At 43.3% G+C, this 19265-nt stretch carries 17 protein-coding genes; 5 read left to right on the forward strand and 12 right to left on the reverse strand.

The genetic code is table 11. From position 1 onward, the window contains the following. Positions 1 to 5 precede the first annotated feature (5 nt). From ACHFJ9_RS02920 to ACHFJ9_RS02945, 6 genes are all read right to left on the reverse strand, one after another. The gene (locus tag ACHFJ9_RS02920) at positions 6 to 461 is read right to left on the reverse strand and encodes a MarR family transcriptional regulator (protein ID WP_005397727.1); all 456 of its coding nucleotides are present in this window, start codon (positions 459 to 461) and stop codon (positions 6 to 8) included. A gap of 300 nt (positions 462 to 761) precedes the next feature. Next, positions 762 to 3338, reverse strand: coding sequence for a quorum-sensing autoinducer 2 sensor kinase/phosphatase LuxQ (gene luxQ / locus ACHFJ9_RS02925; protein WP_048624830.1), 2577 nt, complete (start codon positions 3336 to 3338; stop codon positions 762 to 764). Next, on the reverse strand, positions 3338 to 4435 hold the full coding sequence (locus ACHFJ9_RS02930; RefSeq protein WP_005397733.1) for an autoinducer 2-binding periplasmic protein LuxP: 1098 nt from the start codon (positions 4433 to 4435) through the stop codon (positions 3338 to 3340). Before ACHFJ9_RS02930 ends, luxQ begins: the two co-directional genes overlap by 1 nt. Before the next feature lie 320 nt (positions 4436 to 4755). Beyond that, positions 4756 to 5076, reverse strand: coding sequence for a GIY-YIG nuclease family protein (locus tag ACHFJ9_RS02935; protein WP_258459530.1), 321 nt, complete (start codon positions 5074 to 5076; stop codon positions 4756 to 4758). Beyond that, entirely contained in the window at positions 5073 to 5723 is a 651-nt protein-coding gene (locus tag ACHFJ9_RS02940; RefSeq protein WP_152815489.1) for a YceH family protein, read from the reverse strand. The genes ACHFJ9_RS02935 and ACHFJ9_RS02940 overlap by 4 nt, the downstream gene beginning before the upstream one ends. Before the next feature lie 165 nt (positions 5724 to 5888). Next, complete coding sequence (locus ACHFJ9_RS02945) at positions 5889 to 6092, reverse strand: hypothetical protein (RefSeq protein ID WP_395355158.1); 204 nt, start codon at positions 6090 to 6092, stop codon at positions 5889 to 5891. A 241-nt stretch (positions 6093 to 6333) separates the two neighbouring features. On the opposite strand from ACHFJ9_RS02945, the gene ACHFJ9_RS02950 reads away from it, so the two are divergent. Both ACHFJ9_RS02950 and ACHFJ9_RS02955 read left to right on the forward strand, forming a co-directional pair. After that, positions 6334 to 6648, forward strand: coding sequence for a DUF496 family protein (locus ACHFJ9_RS02950; protein ID WP_005373603.1), 315 nt, complete (start codon positions 6334 to 6336; stop codon positions 6646 to 6648). Positions 6649 to 6769: 121 nt separating this feature from the next. Next, a complete protein-coding gene (locus tag ACHFJ9_RS02955; protein ID WP_395355160.1) occupies positions 6770 to 8107 on the forward strand; it encodes an MATE family efflux transporter in 1338 nt (445 codons plus the stop codon). A gap of 62 nt (positions 8108 to 8169) precedes the next feature. Here ACHFJ9_RS02955 and ACHFJ9_RS02960 read toward each other — a convergent pair whose 3' ends face one another. After that, positions 8170 to 10806, reverse strand: coding sequence for an ATP-binding protein (locus ACHFJ9_RS02960; protein ID WP_395355162.1), 2637 nt, complete (start codon positions 10804 to 10806; stop codon positions 8170 to 8172). Between the two features lie 615 nt (positions 10807 to 11421). On the opposite strand from ACHFJ9_RS02960, the gene ACHFJ9_RS02965 reads away from it, so the two are divergent. Continuing rightward, positions 11422 to 12855 (forward strand): glyceraldehyde-3-phosphate dehydrogenase, encoded by a 1434-nt coding sequence (locus ACHFJ9_RS02965; RefSeq protein ID WP_006741169.1) that lies wholly within the window; start codon positions 11422 to 11424, stop codon positions 12853 to 12855. A 240-nt stretch (positions 12856 to 13095) separates the two neighbouring features. After that, entirely contained in the window at positions 13096 to 13317 is a 222-nt protein-coding gene (locus ACHFJ9_RS02970; protein WP_256898795.1) for a hypothetical protein, read from the forward strand. A gap of 127 nt (positions 13318 to 13444) precedes the next feature. Here the strand turns inward: ACHFJ9_RS02970 and ACHFJ9_RS02975 are convergent, their stop codons facing one another. The 4 genes from ACHFJ9_RS02975 to ACHFJ9_RS02990 form a co-directional block, all read right to left on the reverse strand. Beyond that, on the reverse strand, positions 13445 to 13684 hold the full coding sequence (locus ACHFJ9_RS02975; RefSeq protein ID WP_237308774.1) for a hypothetical protein: 240 nt from the start codon (positions 13682 to 13684) through the stop codon (positions 13445 to 13447). Positions 13685 to 14102: 418 nt separating this feature from the next. Then, positions 14103 to 14717: a LysE family translocator gene (locus ACHFJ9_RS02980; protein WP_048624827.1), complete on the reverse strand. Its 615-nt coding sequence runs from the start codon at positions 14715 to 14717 to the stop codon at positions 14103 to 14105. Positions 14718 to 14812: 95 nt separating this feature from the next. Then, the gene (locus tag ACHFJ9_RS02985; RefSeq protein ID WP_104972357.1) at positions 14813 to 15727 is read right to left on the reverse strand and encodes a LysR family transcriptional regulator; all 915 of its coding nucleotides are present in this window, start codon (positions 15725 to 15727) and stop codon (positions 14813 to 14815) included. A gap of 42 nt (positions 15728 to 15769) precedes the next feature. Next, positions 15770 to 16225: an Lrp/AsnC family transcriptional regulator gene (locus ACHFJ9_RS02990; protein ID WP_257888287.1), complete on the reverse strand. Its 456-nt coding sequence runs from the start codon at positions 16223 to 16225 to the stop codon at positions 15770 to 15772. Positions 16226 to 16552: 327 nt separating this feature from the next. On the opposite strand from ACHFJ9_RS02990, the gene yjeH reads away from it, so the two are divergent. Continuing rightward, positions 16553 to 17815, forward strand: a complete 1263-nt coding sequence (gene yjeH / locus ACHFJ9_RS02995; RefSeq protein WP_395355166.1) for an L-methionine/branched-chain amino acid transporter — start codon at positions 16553 to 16555, stop codon at positions 17813 to 17815. Here yjeH and ACHFJ9_RS03000 read toward each other — a convergent pair whose 3' ends face one another. Next, positions 17816 to 19261, reverse strand: coding sequence for a PLP-dependent aminotransferase family protein (locus ACHFJ9_RS03000; RefSeq protein ID WP_395355168.1), 1446 nt, complete (start codon positions 19259 to 19261; stop codon positions 17816 to 17818). Between the last annotated feature and the right edge of the window lie 4 nt (positions 19262 to 19265).

Below are 19265 nucleotides of genomic sequence, written 5' to 3' on the forward strand. Positions count from 1 at the left end.
CTGACTTATTCGCTAAGTGAATCAAGTGCATTGTGAGCAATCTGATCTAGGATCAATGAAAGCTTTTGAAGCTCTTGGTCATTGATTTCCGTCAGTAGCTTGCTCCGTACTTGAAGAATTCGAGTCTCCATTTGCTTGAGTAGGGTTTTACCTTCTTCTGTAAGGCTAACAATGCGTGCTCGCTTGTCATGCTCACTGCAATGGCGAGTGATCAGAGATTGCTCTTCTAATAGCTTTAATGTGCGCATCAGCGATGCTAACTCAATCTCAAGCGCTTCAGCCAAATGCTTCTGACTAACGTTGTCGCCCATTCGATAAAGTTTCCATAACGCAGTCCAACGCGGGTACGTCAGGTTTAAAGGCTCCAACTCGCGATCTGCAACCATTTTCCACAAACGGGCAACACGAGATAACTTTTCAGCCAGAGAAAGGTCGCGCAAACTGTTGATGTCTTGAATCATAAGATCTACTCAATTACTTAGCTTGCTAAGTAATATAAAATAGTTAGCACGCTAAGTAAATAAGTTTTTGTGATTTAAATCACATAGAATATGCCATTGGGGAACAAGTTTGCGTAACGCAACGTAGTACTTGGGTTGAATAGTAGTGATATACGACACTGAAGGTGATATCAGCACTCCAGGCTTATCAACAAGTGAAGCATTGAGATACAAAAAAGCACAACCCTAAGTGATGGCGTTGTGCTTTTCGGTTTAGTGAGCGATTGAATTATCAATTAAGGCTCATAGCGAATGAGTTCATCACGTTCGTTCAATTAAGAATCGCTGCTTGAAGTCAACAAAGGCTTCATGCAGCGCATTTTCTTTAATCGGTTTGAGCAATACGTAATTCGCGCCCGCCTCCATAAAAGCATCACTGGTTTCTTTCGCCGTATCGGCAGTACAAGCATAAATTGGCGTGCCTAACTTCAGCTTCTGTCGGATCTCTTTGGTTGTTTCAATTCCTCCAAGATGCGGCAGTTGGTTGTCCATCAAAATCAAATCGTAAGTATGATCTTTTAAGAACTCCATCGCTTCCAATCCATCTTTTGCCCAATCAACCTGCATTTTGTACTTGTTACAAAATGCTTTGAGAATGAAGGCATTAGTATGGTTATCTTCTACCAACAGTACTTTTAGACTCTCTGCGAATAACTCACCAGGTTTAACTCTCAAGCTTGAATCAAGAGGGGTGAGCACTCGCTCACGATCTTTCACTGGCATTGTAATAACAAAGGTCGTACCCAAACCTTTTTGACTACGTACTTGAACGTCACCTTCCAGCATATCGACGAGGCTTTTCACAATGGTCAGTCCCAAGCCACTGCCACCGTATTCTCGAGTGGTCGTTGCTTCCTCTTGAACGAAAGGTTCGAACATTTGGTCTAGCTTATCAGGCTCTATGCCGATGCCCGTATCCGTAATTTCCACTACCAACACACTATTTTCGGCGCCGTAGAACTGCTCCAGTTCAGCATGCAAGCGTACGCTGCCCGAGGGGGTAAACTTAACTGAGTTACTGACTAAGTTGAATAAAATTTGGTTCAGACGAACTTGGTCAGTAAAGATTTCAACATTGGGATCAATCTTGTTTTCAATGACAAGGTTAACGCCTTTATTTTCGCAAATTGGACGATAAATGTTTTCTAACGTTCGAATCGTGTCAGTGAAAGAAAACGGGTGCTTTTGAATATTAAACTTACCCTGCTCAATCTTCGAAAAATCCAAAATATCATTCAAAACAGCAAGTAAGTGCTCACCACTATGTCGGAGTACGTCAATTTGGTTATTCTGCTCTTCCGTTTCGACCGAGTCTTTTAATAATTGAGCAACTCCTAGAATGCCATTGATTGGCGTTCGGATTTCATGGCTCATTTTAGCCAGAAAATCGGCACGTGCTTGGGCGGATTTTTCTGCCTCTTTACGTGCCAAGTTACTTTGTTTTTCCGCTTCAATAAGCGTCGTAATATCCTGACCTTGAACAATGATACCGCTGATATCACCGTCAACTCGAATCGGCGATAAGTTCCAGCGATATACCTTGTCTCCAATTGGTACATTGACGCCAGTTAACGTGGCTCCTTGAGCTGCCATTCGCAGGTGCGGCATCAACTTTTCTTTGAAGCCTTTAAACACTGGGTGCATGGTTTCAATGTCGTTTTCCATGACCAATTCTTTGCGGGCTGCCGGATTAATTTGGATGAGTACGCCAGACTCTGACCACACCATAATCGGCGATAACGCAAAGTTAAACAGATCGCGGAATGAACGCTTTTGCGCTTCCAGCTCTTCAAAGGTGTTTTCTAGTGTCGAACCGATATGATCGAACTCCTCGATATCCGACCCGCCAAACCGTTCGAACCCTTTTTCTTCACGAGCCGAACGAGTATATGCCATCAACGAGCCAAGCTCTTCGACGACTCGATTCTCAATCCACTCTTTGGTCATCAACGCAATCATCACCATCCCGATAACTGAAGCCAACATCGCTAAAAGGTGCTGGATTTGCAGTGTCACAACACTCTGATTGTCCTGCACGGTTAGTAAACACAAATCCGTCGTAGCAGCATTGACTTCGATAGGGGTTTTAATGATCAACAACTGGTCGAGCTTTTGCTGAGACTCTCGCCGCTTCAGAACATCAAATATCTTGTACGCTTCATCTCCGACTAGTGAGCTGGCTAGTGGCGTATCGTTGGCCACCAAAACAACATTATCAACGTTCCCTTCGTTTTTTAGTCTTTCCATCAACCCGAAGTTGTTATCTAGAACAACAACATTGTAAGAATACCCCATCACTTCACCGGTTTTAGGTTGTAAAACCGGCACACGACGCAGTAACAGATGGCGAGTTCCCATTGGGGTATGTGAGGGGAGGTAATACCAATTGTTGCTAAAAGTCACTTGGCTCGCGAGGCCATTGAGAATCAAGTTATTGATGCCATAGAAATGCGCATTCCCATCGTCCCAAATAATGCCTTGATGATCGGTGAGAAAGCGAAATTCTGGCGTATGGGAAGGATCACTCTGGTCAATACTCATGAAAAAGTAATTGAGAGCTTCTTCATCCCGTTCTGTATAAAAATCTAAAACAACATCACTCTTCGAGTTACTGTTGTGATGAATCTGAATCGCAGCAAAATGGCTATCAAAAATATTAAGAATCAGCGCTGACGTCTGTTGCTTAGTTCTATCCACTTCTTGCCAAATAATTTGCTTCGAGAAGTAATAACTCTGAACGAAGATGCCTAAAATGATCGGAGCAAGTACGAGAATGATTATTTTCGTAATAAGCGTCGACAATGAGCGACGCTTTCTTGTTTTTGATGTAGTTGTCATCAATTGTCTGAGTATCTAAATGCGCGTTTTCTTAATGCTTCAATTCTTTCTGGAGAATCAGATTTCGTGACGACTTCAAAATCACCAGAATAAACGGTTGGAACGGGTTTCCCTTCAAGATCCCACTTAATCGCTTCTGCCATTGCAATGCCAGTATCATCGTTCATACGCATAACAGTAACGTCTAACTCCCCTTTCGAAAGCGCTTCTAATTCTGCAGAGCCGCCACCCCAGCCGTTGATCATGACATCTTCACGCCCTAATTCTTTCAGCGCATCAACAGCCCCTAGCGCCACATCTGTAGAACACGCATAAATAAAATCGACGTCAGGGTATTTTTCCAAACTCGCTTTTGCTGCTTCATACCCAGACTGCTTTGTCGCTTTGGTATAGTAAGCAGATTGTAGTTCAAAGTTGTTATCACGGTTGACTTGATTGATAAAGGTATTGCCTCTGATATCGCTGATATACCCTTCTGAAAAGTAGAGCACACTATAATGGCTCTGTTTTGGAAAACGCTTACCAAACTCCACTGCAAGCTCACGACTGCCTTCAGCATGATCAAAACCAACATAAAGGAACGGTTGGTGATCCTCCCAATCTCTTACCGGTGTAGTGATATTTTGTAAGATCAACTTGGTTTTCTTTGAGTCTAAGACGTGTTCAACAAACTTACGATGCCTAGTGGTATCGAGAGTGAAAATCAGATAATCGGAGTTGCTCTTCAGCGCTTCCATTAAAGACAAACTTTGTTGCTTTATATCTGCATTGGGACGGGTAAATACTTGATTAAGTTGATAGTCGATATCGAGTTTATCTAAACGCTGTTCAAATGCGTCTATATTTCGAATCCAATAATCCGAAATCTGTTGGCCTGGATAAACCACAGAAATTTTTAACGGACGCTTTTTGTCTCTTTCAACCGGAACAGGAGTCTCTCGCACGGCGTCAGCCAACGCATTCGTTAACTGCTTCTGTTCTGGAAACTGGTCTAAAAATTCTTGATATGCCCAATACCCATTGAGGACTTGAGTGGCTTGCGCTATCGGCGCGACAGTGGCCATTGACATCAGGGAGAATACTAACGCTTTTTTCATCTACTGCTCTTTTAGCTTTTTATGAGCCTAATTCAGCTCTATTCGTTACCTAGCCGAGTCATCCTTTACTCTTGTAATCTACCTTCCTCTGAGTGCCTGTTTCAATAATAAATTGGTTTTTAGTCTGAGTTGGAACGAATAAACGTTTATTGTGTACCTAATTACAAGGTCACAAAATATCATTTCTCCTTTTCATACTCTGAGTGTTTAAACAGAACACCAACCCATTATGCGTCAGTTTGTTCTTACATGGTACTCCAAAACTAAAAAGAAACCGCCTCAGTGGACGGTTTCTTTGTTATTCGGCATATCGCGAACGCTTATTTCGATAAAGCCATTTCTAACATCATCTGCTGATTTTCATCAACGACAATACTTGCTTTTGACGTAACAAGCAGCTCTTTCTTAGCTTTTGTTAGTTGCTTAATATAATACTCAGCCCGCATGGCAAGTGTCTTTGAATCAAAATCCGAAGACCACTCCAATATCAAGGGACCTTTTCCCTTTAAAGCTTTCGCTCCTTTGCCCGTTTGGTGCTGATTGAATCTTCGCTCAACATTGTTTGTGACACCGCAATACAGCGCATTGCGGTTATTTCGTATCAAATAGACACTCCAACGCTGCGCTGTATTTTCAATCATGAAAGTAGTGACTCGACCTTAGCTTTAAGTTCATCGAGCTCTTCTTTAAGCTGAGCAACTTCGAGCTCTAGCTGGCTGACTCGATCAGAATTAGAGCCAGCCGCTGACACTGGCACTGCTAGCTCAGAGACGTCAACGTCGCCACAGAACAAATGCATATAGCGTGATTCTCGCTTCCCGGCTTCACGCGGTAACTTGACCACTAATGGTCCTTTTTCTTCGCTTGCTAAGTGCTCCAAAACCGTTTCAACTTCTTTTACATCATGAAATGTCGCGAGACGATTGGTACGAGTGCGAATTTCCCCAGGCGTTTGAGCACCACGCAAAAGCATACAACATACGATTCCCTTCTCTTGTTCTGTCAGTTTTAAATCACCAAACTCCGTATTACAGAAACGGTGCTGATACTTGCTAACACGGCTGTTAAACGCACTTTCGTCACTGACGAGCCTACGTTCAATTAGAGCATCAACGGCATCGAGAACGTCTGACTCAGAGAGCGACATTACGGGATCACGGTTGCTTTTTTGATTACACGCGTTGGTTAATGCGTTTAGGCTGAGGGGGTAAAGATCTGGGGTGGTGACTTCTTTTTCGATCAAGCAACCAATGACTCGTGCTTCAATTGCCGTTAGCTCAACTTTCATAATGCATTTCCTTATTATTTTTGCATTTGACTTGGTACCTAAATCGCTTCGATATCATGCATCATACATTGGCAAAGAGATGCAAGAAGCGTTAGCGATTCAGGTGTCGGTGTCAGGCTAAAGCATAGCGCAAGACCTGGCACCCTTTGCGAATCGGGTCAGGTATCAATGCTCCGAGAGAATTGGCACTTTCGTCAAATTGCCATCTTGATCAACCATCATTATTTTTGAACGATTCAGCTCAACATCGATGATTTCGAGTTGCTCGCGAGCGTTGATATACGCTGTTTTTAACTTTTCAGCCACAGAGCGAGTGGCTTGCTCATTATCTTGACTACTTACTTGCTCCGCAGTGTTCCCAGAGTCCATATCAAGTTCATCATTTTGCATTCAATGGTGTTGATAATATAGTGAAGGCCACGTTATGACAATGAATCGATGGATTCTACGATGTTGCCCAAAACTCGATTAGAGAAGCGTGATTATGTGGACACATCGCAATTGGTTGAGAAATGTTCAACTCTGCATTGTGATTGATCTAAAGACTGTTATGCCACTGGATGTTGTGCTTTAATCGAGGAAGATATTCATAAAATTAGGAAAGAGAACTATGAGTAGCGTATTTGAAATCGTTAACCAAGCTCGTCGTAAAAACAAACTAAAACGTGAGCTGCTTGATAACGAAAAGAAAGTTCGTGATAACCGCAAACGTGTTGACCTTCTAGAAAACCTTCTAGATTACATCAAACCAGAAATGACTCACGATGAAATCGTCGCAATCATCAAAAATATGAAAGCAGACTACGAAGATCGTGTTGATGACCACATCATCAAAAGTGCAGAAATCTCTAAAGCACGTCGTGACATCAGCCGTCGTATTCGCGAACTGACTGAAGAAGACAAGCAAACTAGCGGCAAAAAGTAAACACGTAAGCTAGATTTTCCAACCCCGAGTAAGGCTACCTTACTCGGGGTTTATTTTTGTCTCTAAACTAAGCGCCGTGTACAATCAATCCAACTCTTATTCCTAACGCATTCAGCTTTCTATGTCCTCAACTACGACAAGTACACAACCAACACTTGCAAAACAATTATTTACGATGACTTGGCCAATGCTATTTGGCGTTCTATCTTTAATGAGCTTTCAGCTTGTAGATAGTGCGTTTATCGGTCAGCTCGGCATTTTACCTTTGGCCGCTCAAGGTTTTACTCTTCCGTTGCAAATGGTCATTATCGGCATTCAAGTCGGTTTAGGTATCGCCACGACTGCTGTCATTTCTAAAGCGCTTGGTGCGAATGAAAGTCGTTATGCCAAACAGCTCGGTGGCTTAGTTTTGATGATTGGCTCAATCGGTGTAGCCGTTTTTGGAGGGCTAATTTGGCTTTTGCGCTACCCCATTTTATCTCTATTAAGTGCTCCAGAGTCTGTGATGCCGATTATCGACAGCTACTGGCCTTGGTGGCTGCTAAGTTCATGGACTGGCGCGGTTTTATATTTTTACTACAGTATTTGCCGAGCTAACGGCAACACCATGTTGCCTGGCACAATGATGATGGTGACCAGCGGCGTGAACCTTGTGCTCGATCCACTATTTATTTTCACGTTTGACTTAGGTATTAACGGAGCAGCAATAGCAACCATCGTTGCTTTTGGGTTTGGTATTTTAGTCGTCGCGCCTCGCGTAAAGAAGAATCACTGGGCAACAACGCAGTGGCAAGACCTCAACGTAGCTAAAAGTGTTGCGTCTATCGGTAACATCATGGGACCTGCGATGATCAGCCAACTGCTGCCTCCGTTGTCGTCCATGTTAGCAACAAAGTTGTTGGCAAGCTTCGGGACCGCAGCAGTCGCCGCTTGGGCGCTCGGTTCACGCTACGAATTCTTTGCTATCGTTTCGGTGTTAGCGCTGACAATGTCTATGCCCCCAATGGTCGGGCGCTTACTTGGCGCAAAGAACTACCAAGATATCCAATCGCTAGTCAGTATTGCCGTAAAATTCATTCTGGGCTTTCAACTTTTGATCGCAGCCATTACGTTTGTCGTCGCAAACCCACTTGCACTACTGATGACCAGTGATGTTCAAGTAGAGCAAGTATTAGAAATGCATTTGCTGATTGTTCCTATCAGCTTAGGTTCACTAGGTGTATGTATGTTGATGGTTTCTCTTTGCAATGCATTAGGTAAGTCTTACACCGCGCTCACCATTTCAGCGCTACGCTTGTTTGTCTTTTTCCTTCCTTGCTTATGGGTTGGCGCTCAAATGGGGGGAATCCGAGGTCTACTGTTAGGAGCTTGTATCGGCAACATTCTGGCGGGCATTTCCGCTTACCTAACCTATCGACAAACCATACGTAAACTCGCTGGCGCTCAAGCAAACGCATAACAATACATGGTTAAAATAAAGCCCCTTTGATTGGGGCTTTATCGTCTTGAAATGTTATCGATTTAGGCGAGTTTTAATTCATTGAAGAGCTCAAATAGCTGATTCGATTTATAAGGCTTAGGTAAATAAGCATCCATACCTGCAGCAAAACAGTTGTGAATGTCTTCTTCCAAAACACTCGCGGTGAGCGCAATAATGGTCGTTTTCTCACGCCCGGCTTTCTTTTCCCAACGACGAATTTCTTTCGTCGCGGTCAGTCCATCCATCACCGGCATCATACAATCCATTAAAATTGCATCGAATTCTTCTCCCTTTGTGATGGCTTCCAACGCTTCTTGTCCATTGCTTGTTATCAAATAGTCATATCCTGCTTTATCCAGAAAGAAACTCGCTATTTTCTGATTCATCAAGTTATCCTCCGCGATTAAGATCCTCCTGTGAGAGCGCGACGTTCGATATTCAGACTTTGGAATACCATTGGTGACAGCGTCACTTGAAATGGTTTTTTCTACCTTCGCTAAGTCGTCAATGACATGCTTAAATCGATTGCCAAGAAAAGGCAATGTGAGCACAGCATGTACTCTTTCTGCATTGTCGTAGGGAGTGGATAGATGATGCTGACAAATAATCACACGACGAAGATCATATTTGAGTGACAATTCATCTAAGACTTCATCCGTATTGGAGTCGTCACTATGGCACAGAAATATGACATCAAAGTCATCGTTTATTGCTTTTACTTCATTAACATTATTCGCACCAAAGAGATTGATTTTCGCTAATCGACACTCTTTCAAAAGTTGATCAGCGTAATCGTAATTTGTGCAGATCAAGAGCCCTTTATTTATCACGTCCGAGCGCCAGCCAAACACCGGAATAACATCAACCTCAATAGAGAATTCAAAGCATGTGCCCACTCCTTTTGTGGATGTCGCTATAAGCTGCCCTCCCATCATGGATACCAGTTGACGACAAATTGCCAATCCCAGTCCCGTTCCGCCGAACTGCCTCGACACCCCTTCATCTTCCTGAGTAAAGGGTTCAAAAATCGTCGTTAACTTATCTTGTTCAATGCCTATCCCGGTATCTTCGACTTTAAACATCAGCGTTCCGCGCTCGTTCTCCGGTAACTCGTCATAACTGACATCAACATGTATATGACCGCTTTCGGTAAACTTGACCGCATTCGATACCAGATTCGTGATGACCTGCTTGATTCGATGATCATCAACCATCACTCGAGTTGGAATGTTTTCAGCTAAGTTAATCCCCAGCTCTAGCTGTTTAGATGTGGCTTTGGATTGAAATAAAACCATCGACTGGTACACCACCTCTCGGATATCGGCCTCGACTAACGACAACTCCAGTCGACCAGATTCGATTTTAGAAAGATCCAAAATATCGTTAAGCAAGGTAAGTAATGTTTGAGATGAAGAGTCAATGTCATCAACGACTTCTTGTTGATGGGAAGATAACTCGCTTTGAGAGAGTATCTCCGTCATGCCCATAATACCGTTTAGGGGGGTACGTATTTCATGCGACATGTTGGCAAGAAATACTGATTTAGCGCGATTAGCAGACACTGCTGACTCTTTAGCATGGAGTATTTCGTCTGTTTGTCTCTGCTTTTCTTCAACCACTCGATTCACTTGCTGAGCGAAAATAGTCAGTTCATCACTGCCATCGACTTTGACTTTCGTCTGTTTCTCTTCATCGTTGATCAGCGCCGTTAAGGTATGAATAATCGCATCTAGTTTGCTATTAACCCGAAACCAAGTGCCAAAGCCAAGCCAACAAAGCATGACGATAACCAAAATAACGCCAGAGGTAATCATCGCAATATTGGTCTTTTGTTCATGAACTTGTGTTAGGAGCGACTGCTCTGTTTGTTTCGTGAACCCATCAATGAGTACTTGCAAGCGTTGCACACGGAAATCGAGTTCTCTCAAATACGCTTCATAGTCACTACGTGACATGTCCCCTGACATTAATCGCCCACGAGATGCTAAATTTCTCTGATATCTGGGCGACGTAAACAAGCCTAGCAGTTTATCAACTTGATCGTATGACCCTCCTAAATTTAAAAACGCATCCAAATTTTGCTGTTGTCGATCAATAGCCTGAAAAAACAGACTCTGACTCAACCGACTCTTAGGATCTTGAACTAGGCGATGCGTCAACCAGGCTTCTTTCTGTGTCCAAAAAGACAACTGAGCAAGGTAAGCAATAAAATTCTGCATTCGAATGCCGTCCTCACTGCCATACCACTGATGATTTTGTAGCAAAGAGCGCGACATATTTTGAAGCAGTTGAAATGCCCAATCACCAAGGTCATCCATCTCGTCCAACCTACCTGATAATACCCCTAGCATGGCCTCTTTCAGCTCATCAGCATATTCAGCGGTATTGGGGTTACTGACGAATTTTTGATGCATGGAAGAAATAACACCGTCTTGTTCTTCTATATTAAGTGCGGCTGATGCTTGAAGCGTAGGCTGGCGGCGTGCTTTCTCTATGGAGTAAATAAAATGAGAGGCTTGGGATATCAACTGGAAACCTTGGATATTGATTACCGTTTGATTGAGACGGCTTACGCGCAACGCATTGTCAGAAAACTGCTGAACTGCAAAAACCACTATCACCACCGTGGGTAATAGTGCGAGGAGTGCTAAGCGTGTTTTTATTGATAATCTCAACATCCACCAGCCCAATGGTTGATCTCATCCGATTATTTAATACTAGACTAGTTTCAAGCATTGAAGGGCATATACGACATGGTTACTTTAAAACAACATTCACCTACCAAAACCATGGTCATTCCGCTTATTTCGCCATCGGTCAATGAAATGGTAATTGTGACTCGAATCATACTTTTCGATCTTCAAGCTGAGTATAAACAGTGAAGTTTCACTCATACCTAAGATGCACATCACTTTTCATAAAATTCCAAACCATATGTTCACCTATTTCGTTGCCTTATCGAGACGAATCACACAAAAATGCAAACGAATTCACAGTGACAACAAAACTAATTTGAAAACACACATTATCATCGCGAAAAAAGTGGATGACTTTTTAAATGTCAATACGTGAAAACCACCGCTTTAGTCACATTAATTCACCACTAACACGACCTTAACTAGTGTTTTACACTGGATTTAATTTTCCTAGCAGAATAAGGGCTCCGACCTTAGAATCCGCAAACATAACTATTACAACCCGATTACATAACCCACCACACTCTTGCACGCTGCCGAAGAGGCAACAGCAGGGAGTATGGTTAGCCCCCAAAACGTGAAAGGTCTAATACAACAATGAGTCCAGAGAAATATCTCCAAGACTGGCAAACTAGCCAAACGATTGCTGAATCTATTTCCCCTCTAATTGGTAAGCTATATCGTCAAAAAGGAATCGAAGTGGTTCTGTTTGGTAAAACGCTTATCAATGCTACTACTATAGACATTCTCAAAACTCATCGCGTTGCAAGACGTTATACAGGCAGCCCACTCTCACTTGAGCACACGATGCCTATCATTCAAGCGCTATGTGAAATGAGCATTTCTTCGTGTCGTGTCGATGTTGGCCAATTGGCAACTAAGTACTGGAATGAGCATGACGATACTGCATCTCTTAATGATTTCCTTATCACTGCACTCGATGGCGCACGCGATGCAGACTCTTCATTGAAAGCGCGTGATGTAGTTCTTTATGGTTTTGGTCGCATTGGTCGACTACTAACTCGCCTTCTGATCGAGAAAAGTGGCCCAGGTTACCCACTACGACTACGAGCGATTGTGGTTCGTGGCGGTAAAAAAGGCGATTTAGAGAAGCGTGCTAGCTTACTGCGTCGTGACTCAGTCCACGGTCAGTTCAACGGTAGCATCGTGATCGATGAGGAACGTAAAGCTCTGATCGTTAACGGTAACTACATCCAAATCATCTACGCAAACAATCCAAGTGAAGTGGACTACTCTGCTTACGGTATTAACAACGCGCTTGTTGTTGATAACACAGGTGTTTGGCGTGATTCTGAAGGTCTAAGCCAACACTTAGCGTGTCAAGGTGCAGAGAAAGTGCTGCTAACGGCACCAGGTAAAGGTGACATCAAAAACGTTGTATTCGGTGTAAATGAATCAGTTATTCAAGAAGATGACACCATCATCTCTGCAGCGAGCTGTACCACAAACGCAATCACGCCGGTTCTTAAAGCGCTGAATGATAAATATGGTGTCCTTTCTGGTCACATCGAAACCGTGCACTCATACACAAACGACCAAAACTTGATCGACAATTTCCACTCTGGTGACCGCCGTGGACGTAGTGCTTCTCTGAACATGGTTCTAACTTCAACTGGCGCAGCTAAAGCAGTAGCAAAAGCACTGCCAGAGCTAGCTGGTAAGCTAACAGGCAACGCAATTCGCGTACCGACACCAAACGTTTCGATGGCAGTCGCTAACCTAAACTTAGGTGAAGACGTAGACCGTGATTCACTGAACGATTACTTGCGTGAAATGGCATTGAACTCTGAGCTTTCGGCACAGATTGACTACACCGATTCAACAGAAATTGTATCAACTGACTTAGTTGGTTCTCGCCATGCAGGCGTCGTGGATGGTCAAGCGACTATCGCACAAGACAAACGTTGCGTACTTTACATCTGGTACGACAACGAATTCGGTTACAGCTGCCAAGTTGTGCACTGTATGGAACAAATGATGGGTGTTCGTTACCAAACATTCCCTCGATAGGTGAACTTTGCTCCACAACGTTAACCACATAGCGTAACGGACAATATCTCATATTTGTTCTAAATAATAAGCGCGAAGCGCATTACTAATATTTTTCCCCGTTTATACGCCTGATCACCCTCAGGCGTTTTTTCATTTCGCTCATTTGACACTCTCCGGACAAAGTGAAGACTATCATTCATGTTTTGTTCATGTTCACAGCATTAATCTGAACACATGAATTACAGAGAGGTCATGATTATGAATCGGATTATTGTTACCGCACTAGCACTGATTACGGGCTTTTTTACATTAGTCTTTAGCTTGATCATTGCGATTCCGTTGACCATCGCAGCGTTAATTACAGGCAAGCGTATTGAGAAGCGCGTGAAGAAAATGCAGAAAGAAATGCATGAAGAGTATGAATTCAATACTGGTAAAGTCAATGCTATTGAAGGTGAGTTCGAAGAGGTTCGCCGATAAGTAAATAGAATTTATATAAGTTTCTCTCCCCCCGACTGCTCCTGATAAACTTCTTGCTTTCACCCTGTCTTTACAATGGCAGGGTGCTTTTTTTGAAAAGCACAACGTCAAATAAGCAACTAGCGGCTTATTGTTTTATCTTTGTGTTGTGAGAGGCTGTGTAGCCAGCCTCCCACAAATCACCATCAACACCAGAGTATGGGTTAGATTCTTTCGGGGTCCCATTTTGGCAAGCTTCTCTGCCTTCTCTCTTTATTTCTTCTATGTGATTTAAAACGAAGTCAAAGTGCTGAGGATCAACCTTTTGTAGTAGCGCGTACAAAAGCCCAAAACCAAGCATCGTGAATACAAACAGTTCAAAAAACACCCATATGCTCTTTGTTGAAAGGAATATCCAAGCAACGCTGCAAACACTGGTCAAAATTACTACTAGAGCTAGATTTACTATTCTTTGCATATTGCTCTCTCACCTTCTAAACGGTCATGAAGTCTCTACCCCTTTCATAGGATAAGTAAGAGGAAAGTCCGTTTTACCCAATAAAGCATTCTCGACTTAATATGCGACACTGTTAGTATTAACGTTAAGTGGCTCTCGTTCTAATTATAACAGTGCGTTGGAAAGCTGCGCTTACTACAAATGATAATGTGAACCAAAGTAACACTATTGATAGTATTAACTTTAGCTGCATTTAGCGTCAAGATTACGTAAATTATATGAGGGTTTACTGAGAGCAGAAAAAGGCAGCCGTCCGGGCTGCCTTTAATATTTTGTTCTCTTTGCAAACTTATACGGTTACGACCACTCGAAGTGCCAATAGCATGAGAACAATCCCTGACAAACGATCAATTAACACTGCTTTAGAACGAATTCTGTCCACCACTTTAGAGCTTGATAACACTAGGGTGATAAAGGTATACCAAAGCCCGTCCACAACAAATGGTGTAGCAACAATGATCATTTGATTGCTCAAATCATTACCTAGCGCTACAAACTGACTGAATAATGCGATAAAAAACAAAGCAATTTTAGGACTTAAAATCGAGATAAAAAAACCTTCTCGAGCAGACTGGCTTACCGTTGTTTCCTCGCCTGACTCCAACTTCGCCGCCACACCGCCTTTCGAACGCAGCGCATTGAACCCTAAATATGCAAGATATGCCGCGCCTGCAAGGCTGATCGTCTTGAACAACATCGGGCTTTGCTGCAAAACAACAGCGAGGCCAATCAGCGTGATAAAGGCATAAACGCCAATTCCAAAAGCGTGTGCCCAAGCCGTTGCCAAACCATTGATGCGTCCACCAGCCAAAGCATGTTTTGCCACAATTGCTAGGCTAGGCCCAGGTGACATAGCGCCGAGTAAACACACGGTAAAAAGTGATAACCAAACTGTTAGTGTCATAAATAACCTCTCTCCATTTGAACTCAATCTATCAATTGAAGAGCTATAATTTGAAATCAAAGTTTCGCATAAAAGTCATGATTTAAAATCATAACCTAATGAATGGAGTATTCCGATATTTTCATCACCGCGTGGATTTGCTCTCGCACCCACTGATGAGCTGGATCATTGTCGTATTTAGGATGCCACATCAGCCAATATTCATGGGTAGGAGTCTCAAAAGGAAGCGCTTTATGAACCAAAGGCCAGTGCTTGGCCAAATTATTTGCAATGTGCTCCGGAACTACCATCAAGTGGTCACTTGAGACCAAACGATTTACCGCCGCAGAGAAAAAAGGCACTTTAAAGGTAACATGACGCATCAGCCCCCTGTCTTTTAGTGCCATATCAGTACTTGAGTCTTTGTCTCCCCCACCCGTCACTTGAATATGCGAATGACTGATGAGGTCCTCTATAGAAATCGAAGCCTTACCAGCTAAAGGGTGAGACGCCTTCATCAAACAAACTGACTTATCAGAACCAATATTGATGCTAGATACACCTTCAGGCTGAGTGGGATACATAGAAGAAGCAAGATGGATTCCTAACTCGTGAAGCTTATCGATAAAATCTAGTTGCCACAGTCGATACGCCAAATCCAATTGTGGTGCTTGTTCACCTAAGTGAGATGCAATATCGGGCAAAACGTATTGTGCCACGTAATCACTTGAGGCAATAACCAGCTCGCCTTGCCACAGTTGCGGCTCAAAAGGTTTGTCATCGAGTAAATGGTCAAACTCAGCCAGTAACGCATCAAGCTTTGATTTTAATGCTATTGCTCGCGGGGTTGGTATCAGCTGATTACCTTGACGAATAAGCAGTGGGTCACCACACAGATCGCGCAATTGTGCAAGCTGTCGGCTAACCGCAGACTGAGTAATGTGCAAACGTTCTGCAGTTCGGCTGACATGACACTCTTCTAAAAGTACATGCAAGGACCTAAGTAGATTCAAATTGATGTTGTTTAACATACCGGCTCAAGAAGGTTTAATAAATAATGGCACCCATGATGCTTATTTCACAAACTGGTTGCCAGTCGTATTAAAGAACTCAGCTAAAACGGTATGAGTCATGAGGTGCCTTAGCTCTGGGTAACGTTGAATTTGATCTCTGATTTCGTTCAAACGAGTCATCGTAGGTACTTCGACAAAAACCATCATATCCGTTTCACCACTGATTGCATGGCACCATTTTACGCCATCGATTTTGTATAGTTCGTCGGCATATGATTCGCAATAATACGTGGATGTAGCTTTATCGAACTTTAGAGCAAAATAAGCACAAATCGAGTCCCCACCTGAAGAGGCAATTTCAGCGTGATACCCGAGAATCACTTTGTCATGTTCTAGCTTACGAATACGAGCAGTCACCGCAGAGCGAGAAAGGTTCACTTTATCCGCAATTTCAGTCACCGACAGCCGAGCGTTGTGTCGGAGAAGATCCACAATCTTGTGATCAAACTTGTCCATATACTTACCAAGCTTTCCTTATTTTTTTCATTCTATACCGATTCTAACTGCATAAGAAACCAACATTTTGTTGGAAATATTTAAAACAACCGTCATATTGACGGCTCAGTAAATCATTTTGTTATTAAGATTTTGGATATGCTATTTGGTAAGCATGAGATGAGCACCGTTATCCATTCAAATAAAAGAGCGATAACGCATTGAAATCAAATACGCTTCTTATGCACTCAGCGCACTAGCGGGCTCATTAAACTCCAATAAATGAGATAATTAGAAGCCACAAGCGTTTTCGTCATAAGCCCTACAACATTGGATGAATCAATTAGCATGGAACAGCTCAAAAAAGACATTTCACTCACATCCGGTATCGCCCAACTATCCACAACATTAATGGGAACGGGGCTTTTTATGATACCAGCTATTGCAGCAGGCATAGCGGGTCATTTTTCACTATGGGCCTGGATTTTATTATTCATCGCCATTTGTCCTATTGCGCTAACTTTTGCCCAGCTAGGCAAGCGATATCCCAACGCGGGCGGAACCGCATTTTTTGTGCGTAAAGCATTTAACGCCAAGCTGGAAAGTAGTGTAGCTTGGCTATTTGTTAGTGTCATTCCGGTAGGGGTTCCGGCCGCGATTGCACTCGCCGCAGGCTTTCTACAGCAAATATTGCCAGAGCCTATTAGCAATAATCTGTTTGAACAAATTCTAACGGTATTACTTCTTGTGTTCGTCAACTTGATGGGCACTAAGTCATCAGGTCATTTACAAACTCTTATTGCTTTGAGTGTCTTTGCGCTCGTTGGCACATTTTTATGGAAAGGCGACGTTAACAGCGCCGATCTCGTGATGCCAGCTATCACACAAGAGTCAATTTGGCCTATTACCGCAGCGCTTGGCGTGATGTTCTGGTGTTTTGTTGGCATAGAGGCTTTTGCTCATATGGGGGAAGAATTCAAAAACCCTCAAAGAGATTTCCCTATCGCCATTATTGTCGGTTGTTTTGTAGCGGGAGCTACGTACTGGGCTTGCTCTGTTGTTATTTTAAAGTTTGGTGCATATGGTAATGCTCAATTCGATAATGCATCGATTCCATGGTTGAGTGCTCAACTACTTGGCGATGGGGCCAAATGGATAATCAGTTTGATCGGATTCTCCGCTTGTTTCGCGAGCGTTAACTTATACACACAGAGCCTAGCGCGAATGGTCTGGGCTCAAGCTCGGGAACATCGTCCTTACAGCCCACTAGCCAAGATTTCGCGTCGTGGTGTCCCTTTCTCAGCCACCTTATTAGTTGGCGGCGTACTGCTAATATCTTGCGTGATAGGAACGCTATCGCAGCTCGATCTGGAGTTTTTCCTAAAACTAGCAAATAGTGTATTCGTTTTGGTTTACATGTTGGCGATGTTAGCCGCTTATAAATTGCTCCGTGGGTTTGGTAAAGCGCTTGCGGGACTTTCTCTACTGCTTTGTACCGGTGTTTTTATATGTTTAGGCTGGTCAATGTTTTATGCACTTGGCATTTTCACTCTACTTTTACTGCCTTGGAAACAGTGGCGACATAAACGACAAACACGCGCAGTTGAATAGTCACCGCTTCCCATGTCGAAAAATTTGGGCTAAACGTTGGATACCAGCGTCTATGTTCTCTAACGCTATATTGCCATAACCAAGCACGGCACCATGCCAGTGACGTGCTTGGAAACCTGGATGTTCATAATAGCTCAAAGGTCGCAAGATGATCCCTTCATGCTCTGCCAGTTTTGTAAAACGCAGCTCATCTATACCGTTTTGCCATTTCAACGTAATATGAAGCCCCGCCGCTTGGCTAACGACACAAACACTGTCGCCAAAATGCTGTTGAATGGATAAATGCATCTGTTCATGCTTGGTTTTATATAGTCGGCGCATTTTTCGGATATGGCGCAACAACCCACCCTCGGTAATAAAATCTGCCAACGCTTCTTGAGTGTGCGTCGGTGAATCACCACTTAACGCATCTTTAACCACCAAACATTGCTCTACTAAACGTTCAGGAACCACAAGGTAGCCAAGCCGCAATCCGTTAAACATTACTTTACTGAAGGAACCCACATACAACACACGATCATCTCGACCCATTTGAGCTGCTAGCCCCTGTAAGCTGGTGTAGGGACGATGAGCAAACTGAAATTCGCTGTCATAATCGTCCTCGATGATCCAACTTGATTGCTCGACCGCCCAGTTGATGATCTTCCCTCTTTGCTCGGTATTGAGTGTGGTACCCATCGGATATTGATTACTTGGTGTGATATACAGCGCATCGGCATCGCTTGAGGTCACAGCTTCCACATCTAAACCTAATTTCTCTCTTACGAACAAAGGCTCAAATTGATAGTTTTGGAACTGAATCAACTTCCGCATTTGCGCGTAACCTGGTTGCTCCATCAGAACCTTATCACCTTGTTTGAGCACTACCATCGTCGCAATTGACAACGCTTGCTGCGCCCCAGAGGTAATAATAATGCGCTCTGGGGAACAATTCACTGAGCGACTTGATGCGAGGTAGTCAGCTAAAGCACTGCGCAATGCCCAACTACCCTGAATATCTTGATTCCCCAACAAGCAGGGGCGGGACATGTGGCGAGCAAGTAACTTTTGCCATTGTGCCATCGGAAATGCGTCCAAATCCGGCACACCTGGTGCAAATGCAAGGTTGATATCAAAGTGAGTTTTCGGTGATGAGTCTCTCTGAACTGAATTAGGTTCAGGCAAGTACTGCTCCGGCAGTTCTACGGCAACATAAAAGCCAGAACCTTTTTGGCTGTTCAAGTACCCTTCCGCCACTAACTGTTCGTAGGCAGAAATCACTGTATTCCTACTTAGATTAAGCGCCTGTGAAAGCTTCCGCGTAGAAGGCAACTTCCCATTCTTCACCCACAATCCTTGAACAATTTTCTTGCGAATAGCAAAAAACAACGCTTGCTGACGCGTTCCATCACTTTCTTTTAAATGTAGGTCACCGATATCAATCAAAGACAAACTGGATCCATCCATTAGT

This window comes from Vibrio sp. D3, assembly GCF_043995865.1.
Taxonomy (GTDB): Bacteria; Pseudomonadota; Gammaproteobacteria; order Enterobacterales; family Vibrionaceae; genus Vibrio; species Vibrio diabolicus.

Bases quoted from the DNA above. Each gene is read 5' to 3' on its own strand.
- yjeH (WP_395355166.1), top strand. From the start codon at position 16,553: ATGGAACAGCTCAAAAAAGACATTTCACTCACATCCGGTATCGCCCAA.
- ACHFJ9_RS02935 (WP_258459530.1), bottom strand. From the start codon at position 5,076: ATGATTGAAAATACAGCGCAGCGTTGGAGTGTCTATTTGATACGAAAT.
- ACHFJ9_RS02970 (WP_256898795.1), top strand. From the start codon at position 13,096: ATGAATCGGATTATTGTTACCGCACTAGCACTGATTACGGGCTTTTTT.
- ACHFJ9_RS02990 (WP_257888287.1), bottom strand. From the start codon at position 16,225: ATGGACAAGTTTGATCACAAGATTGTGGATCTTCTCCGACACAACGCT.
- ACHFJ9_RS02930 (WP_005397733.1), bottom strand. From the start codon at position 4,435: ATGAAAAAAGCGTTAGTATTCTCCCTGATGTCAATGGCCACTGTCGCG.
- luxQ (WP_048624830.1), bottom strand. From the start codon at position 3,338: ATGACAACTACATCAAAAACAAGAAAGCGTCGCTCATTGTCGACGCTT.
- ACHFJ9_RS02945 (WP_395355158.1), bottom strand. From the start codon at position 6,092: ATGGACTCTGGGAACACTGCGGAGCAAGTAAGTAGTCAAGATAATGAG.
- ACHFJ9_RS02940 (WP_152815489.1), bottom strand. From the start codon at position 5,723: ATGAAAGTTGAGCTAACGGCAATTGAAGCACGAGTCATTGGTTGCTTG.
- ACHFJ9_RS02980 (WP_048624827.1), bottom strand. From the start codon at position 14,717: ATGACACTAACAGTTTGGTTATCACTTTTTACCGTGTGTTTACTCGGC.
- ACHFJ9_RS03000 (WP_395355168.1), bottom strand. From the start codon at position 19,261: ATGGATGGATCCAGTTTGTCTTTGATTGATATCGGTGACCTACATTTA.
- ACHFJ9_RS02960 (WP_395355162.1), bottom strand. From the start codon at position 10,806: ATGTTGAGATTATCAATAAAAACACGCTTAGCACTCCTCGCACTATTA.
- ACHFJ9_RS02955 (WP_395355160.1), top strand. From the start codon at position 6,770: ATGTCCTCAACTACGACAAGTACACAACCAACACTTGCAAAACAATTA.
- ACHFJ9_RS02920 (WP_005397727.1), bottom strand. From the start codon at position 461: ATGATTCAAGACATCAACAGTTTGCGCGACCTTTCTCTGGCTGAAAAG.
- ACHFJ9_RS02985 (WP_104972357.1), bottom strand. From the start codon at position 15,727: ATGTTAAACAACATCAATTTGAATCTACTTAGGTCCTTGCATGTACTT.
- ACHFJ9_RS02965 (WP_006741169.1), top strand. From the start codon at position 11,422: ATGAGTCCAGAGAAATATCTCCAAGACTGGCAAACTAGCCAAACGATT.
- ACHFJ9_RS02950 (WP_005373603.1), top strand. From the start codon at position 6,334: ATGAGTAGCGTATTTGAAATCGTTAACCAAGCTCGTCGTAAAAACAAA.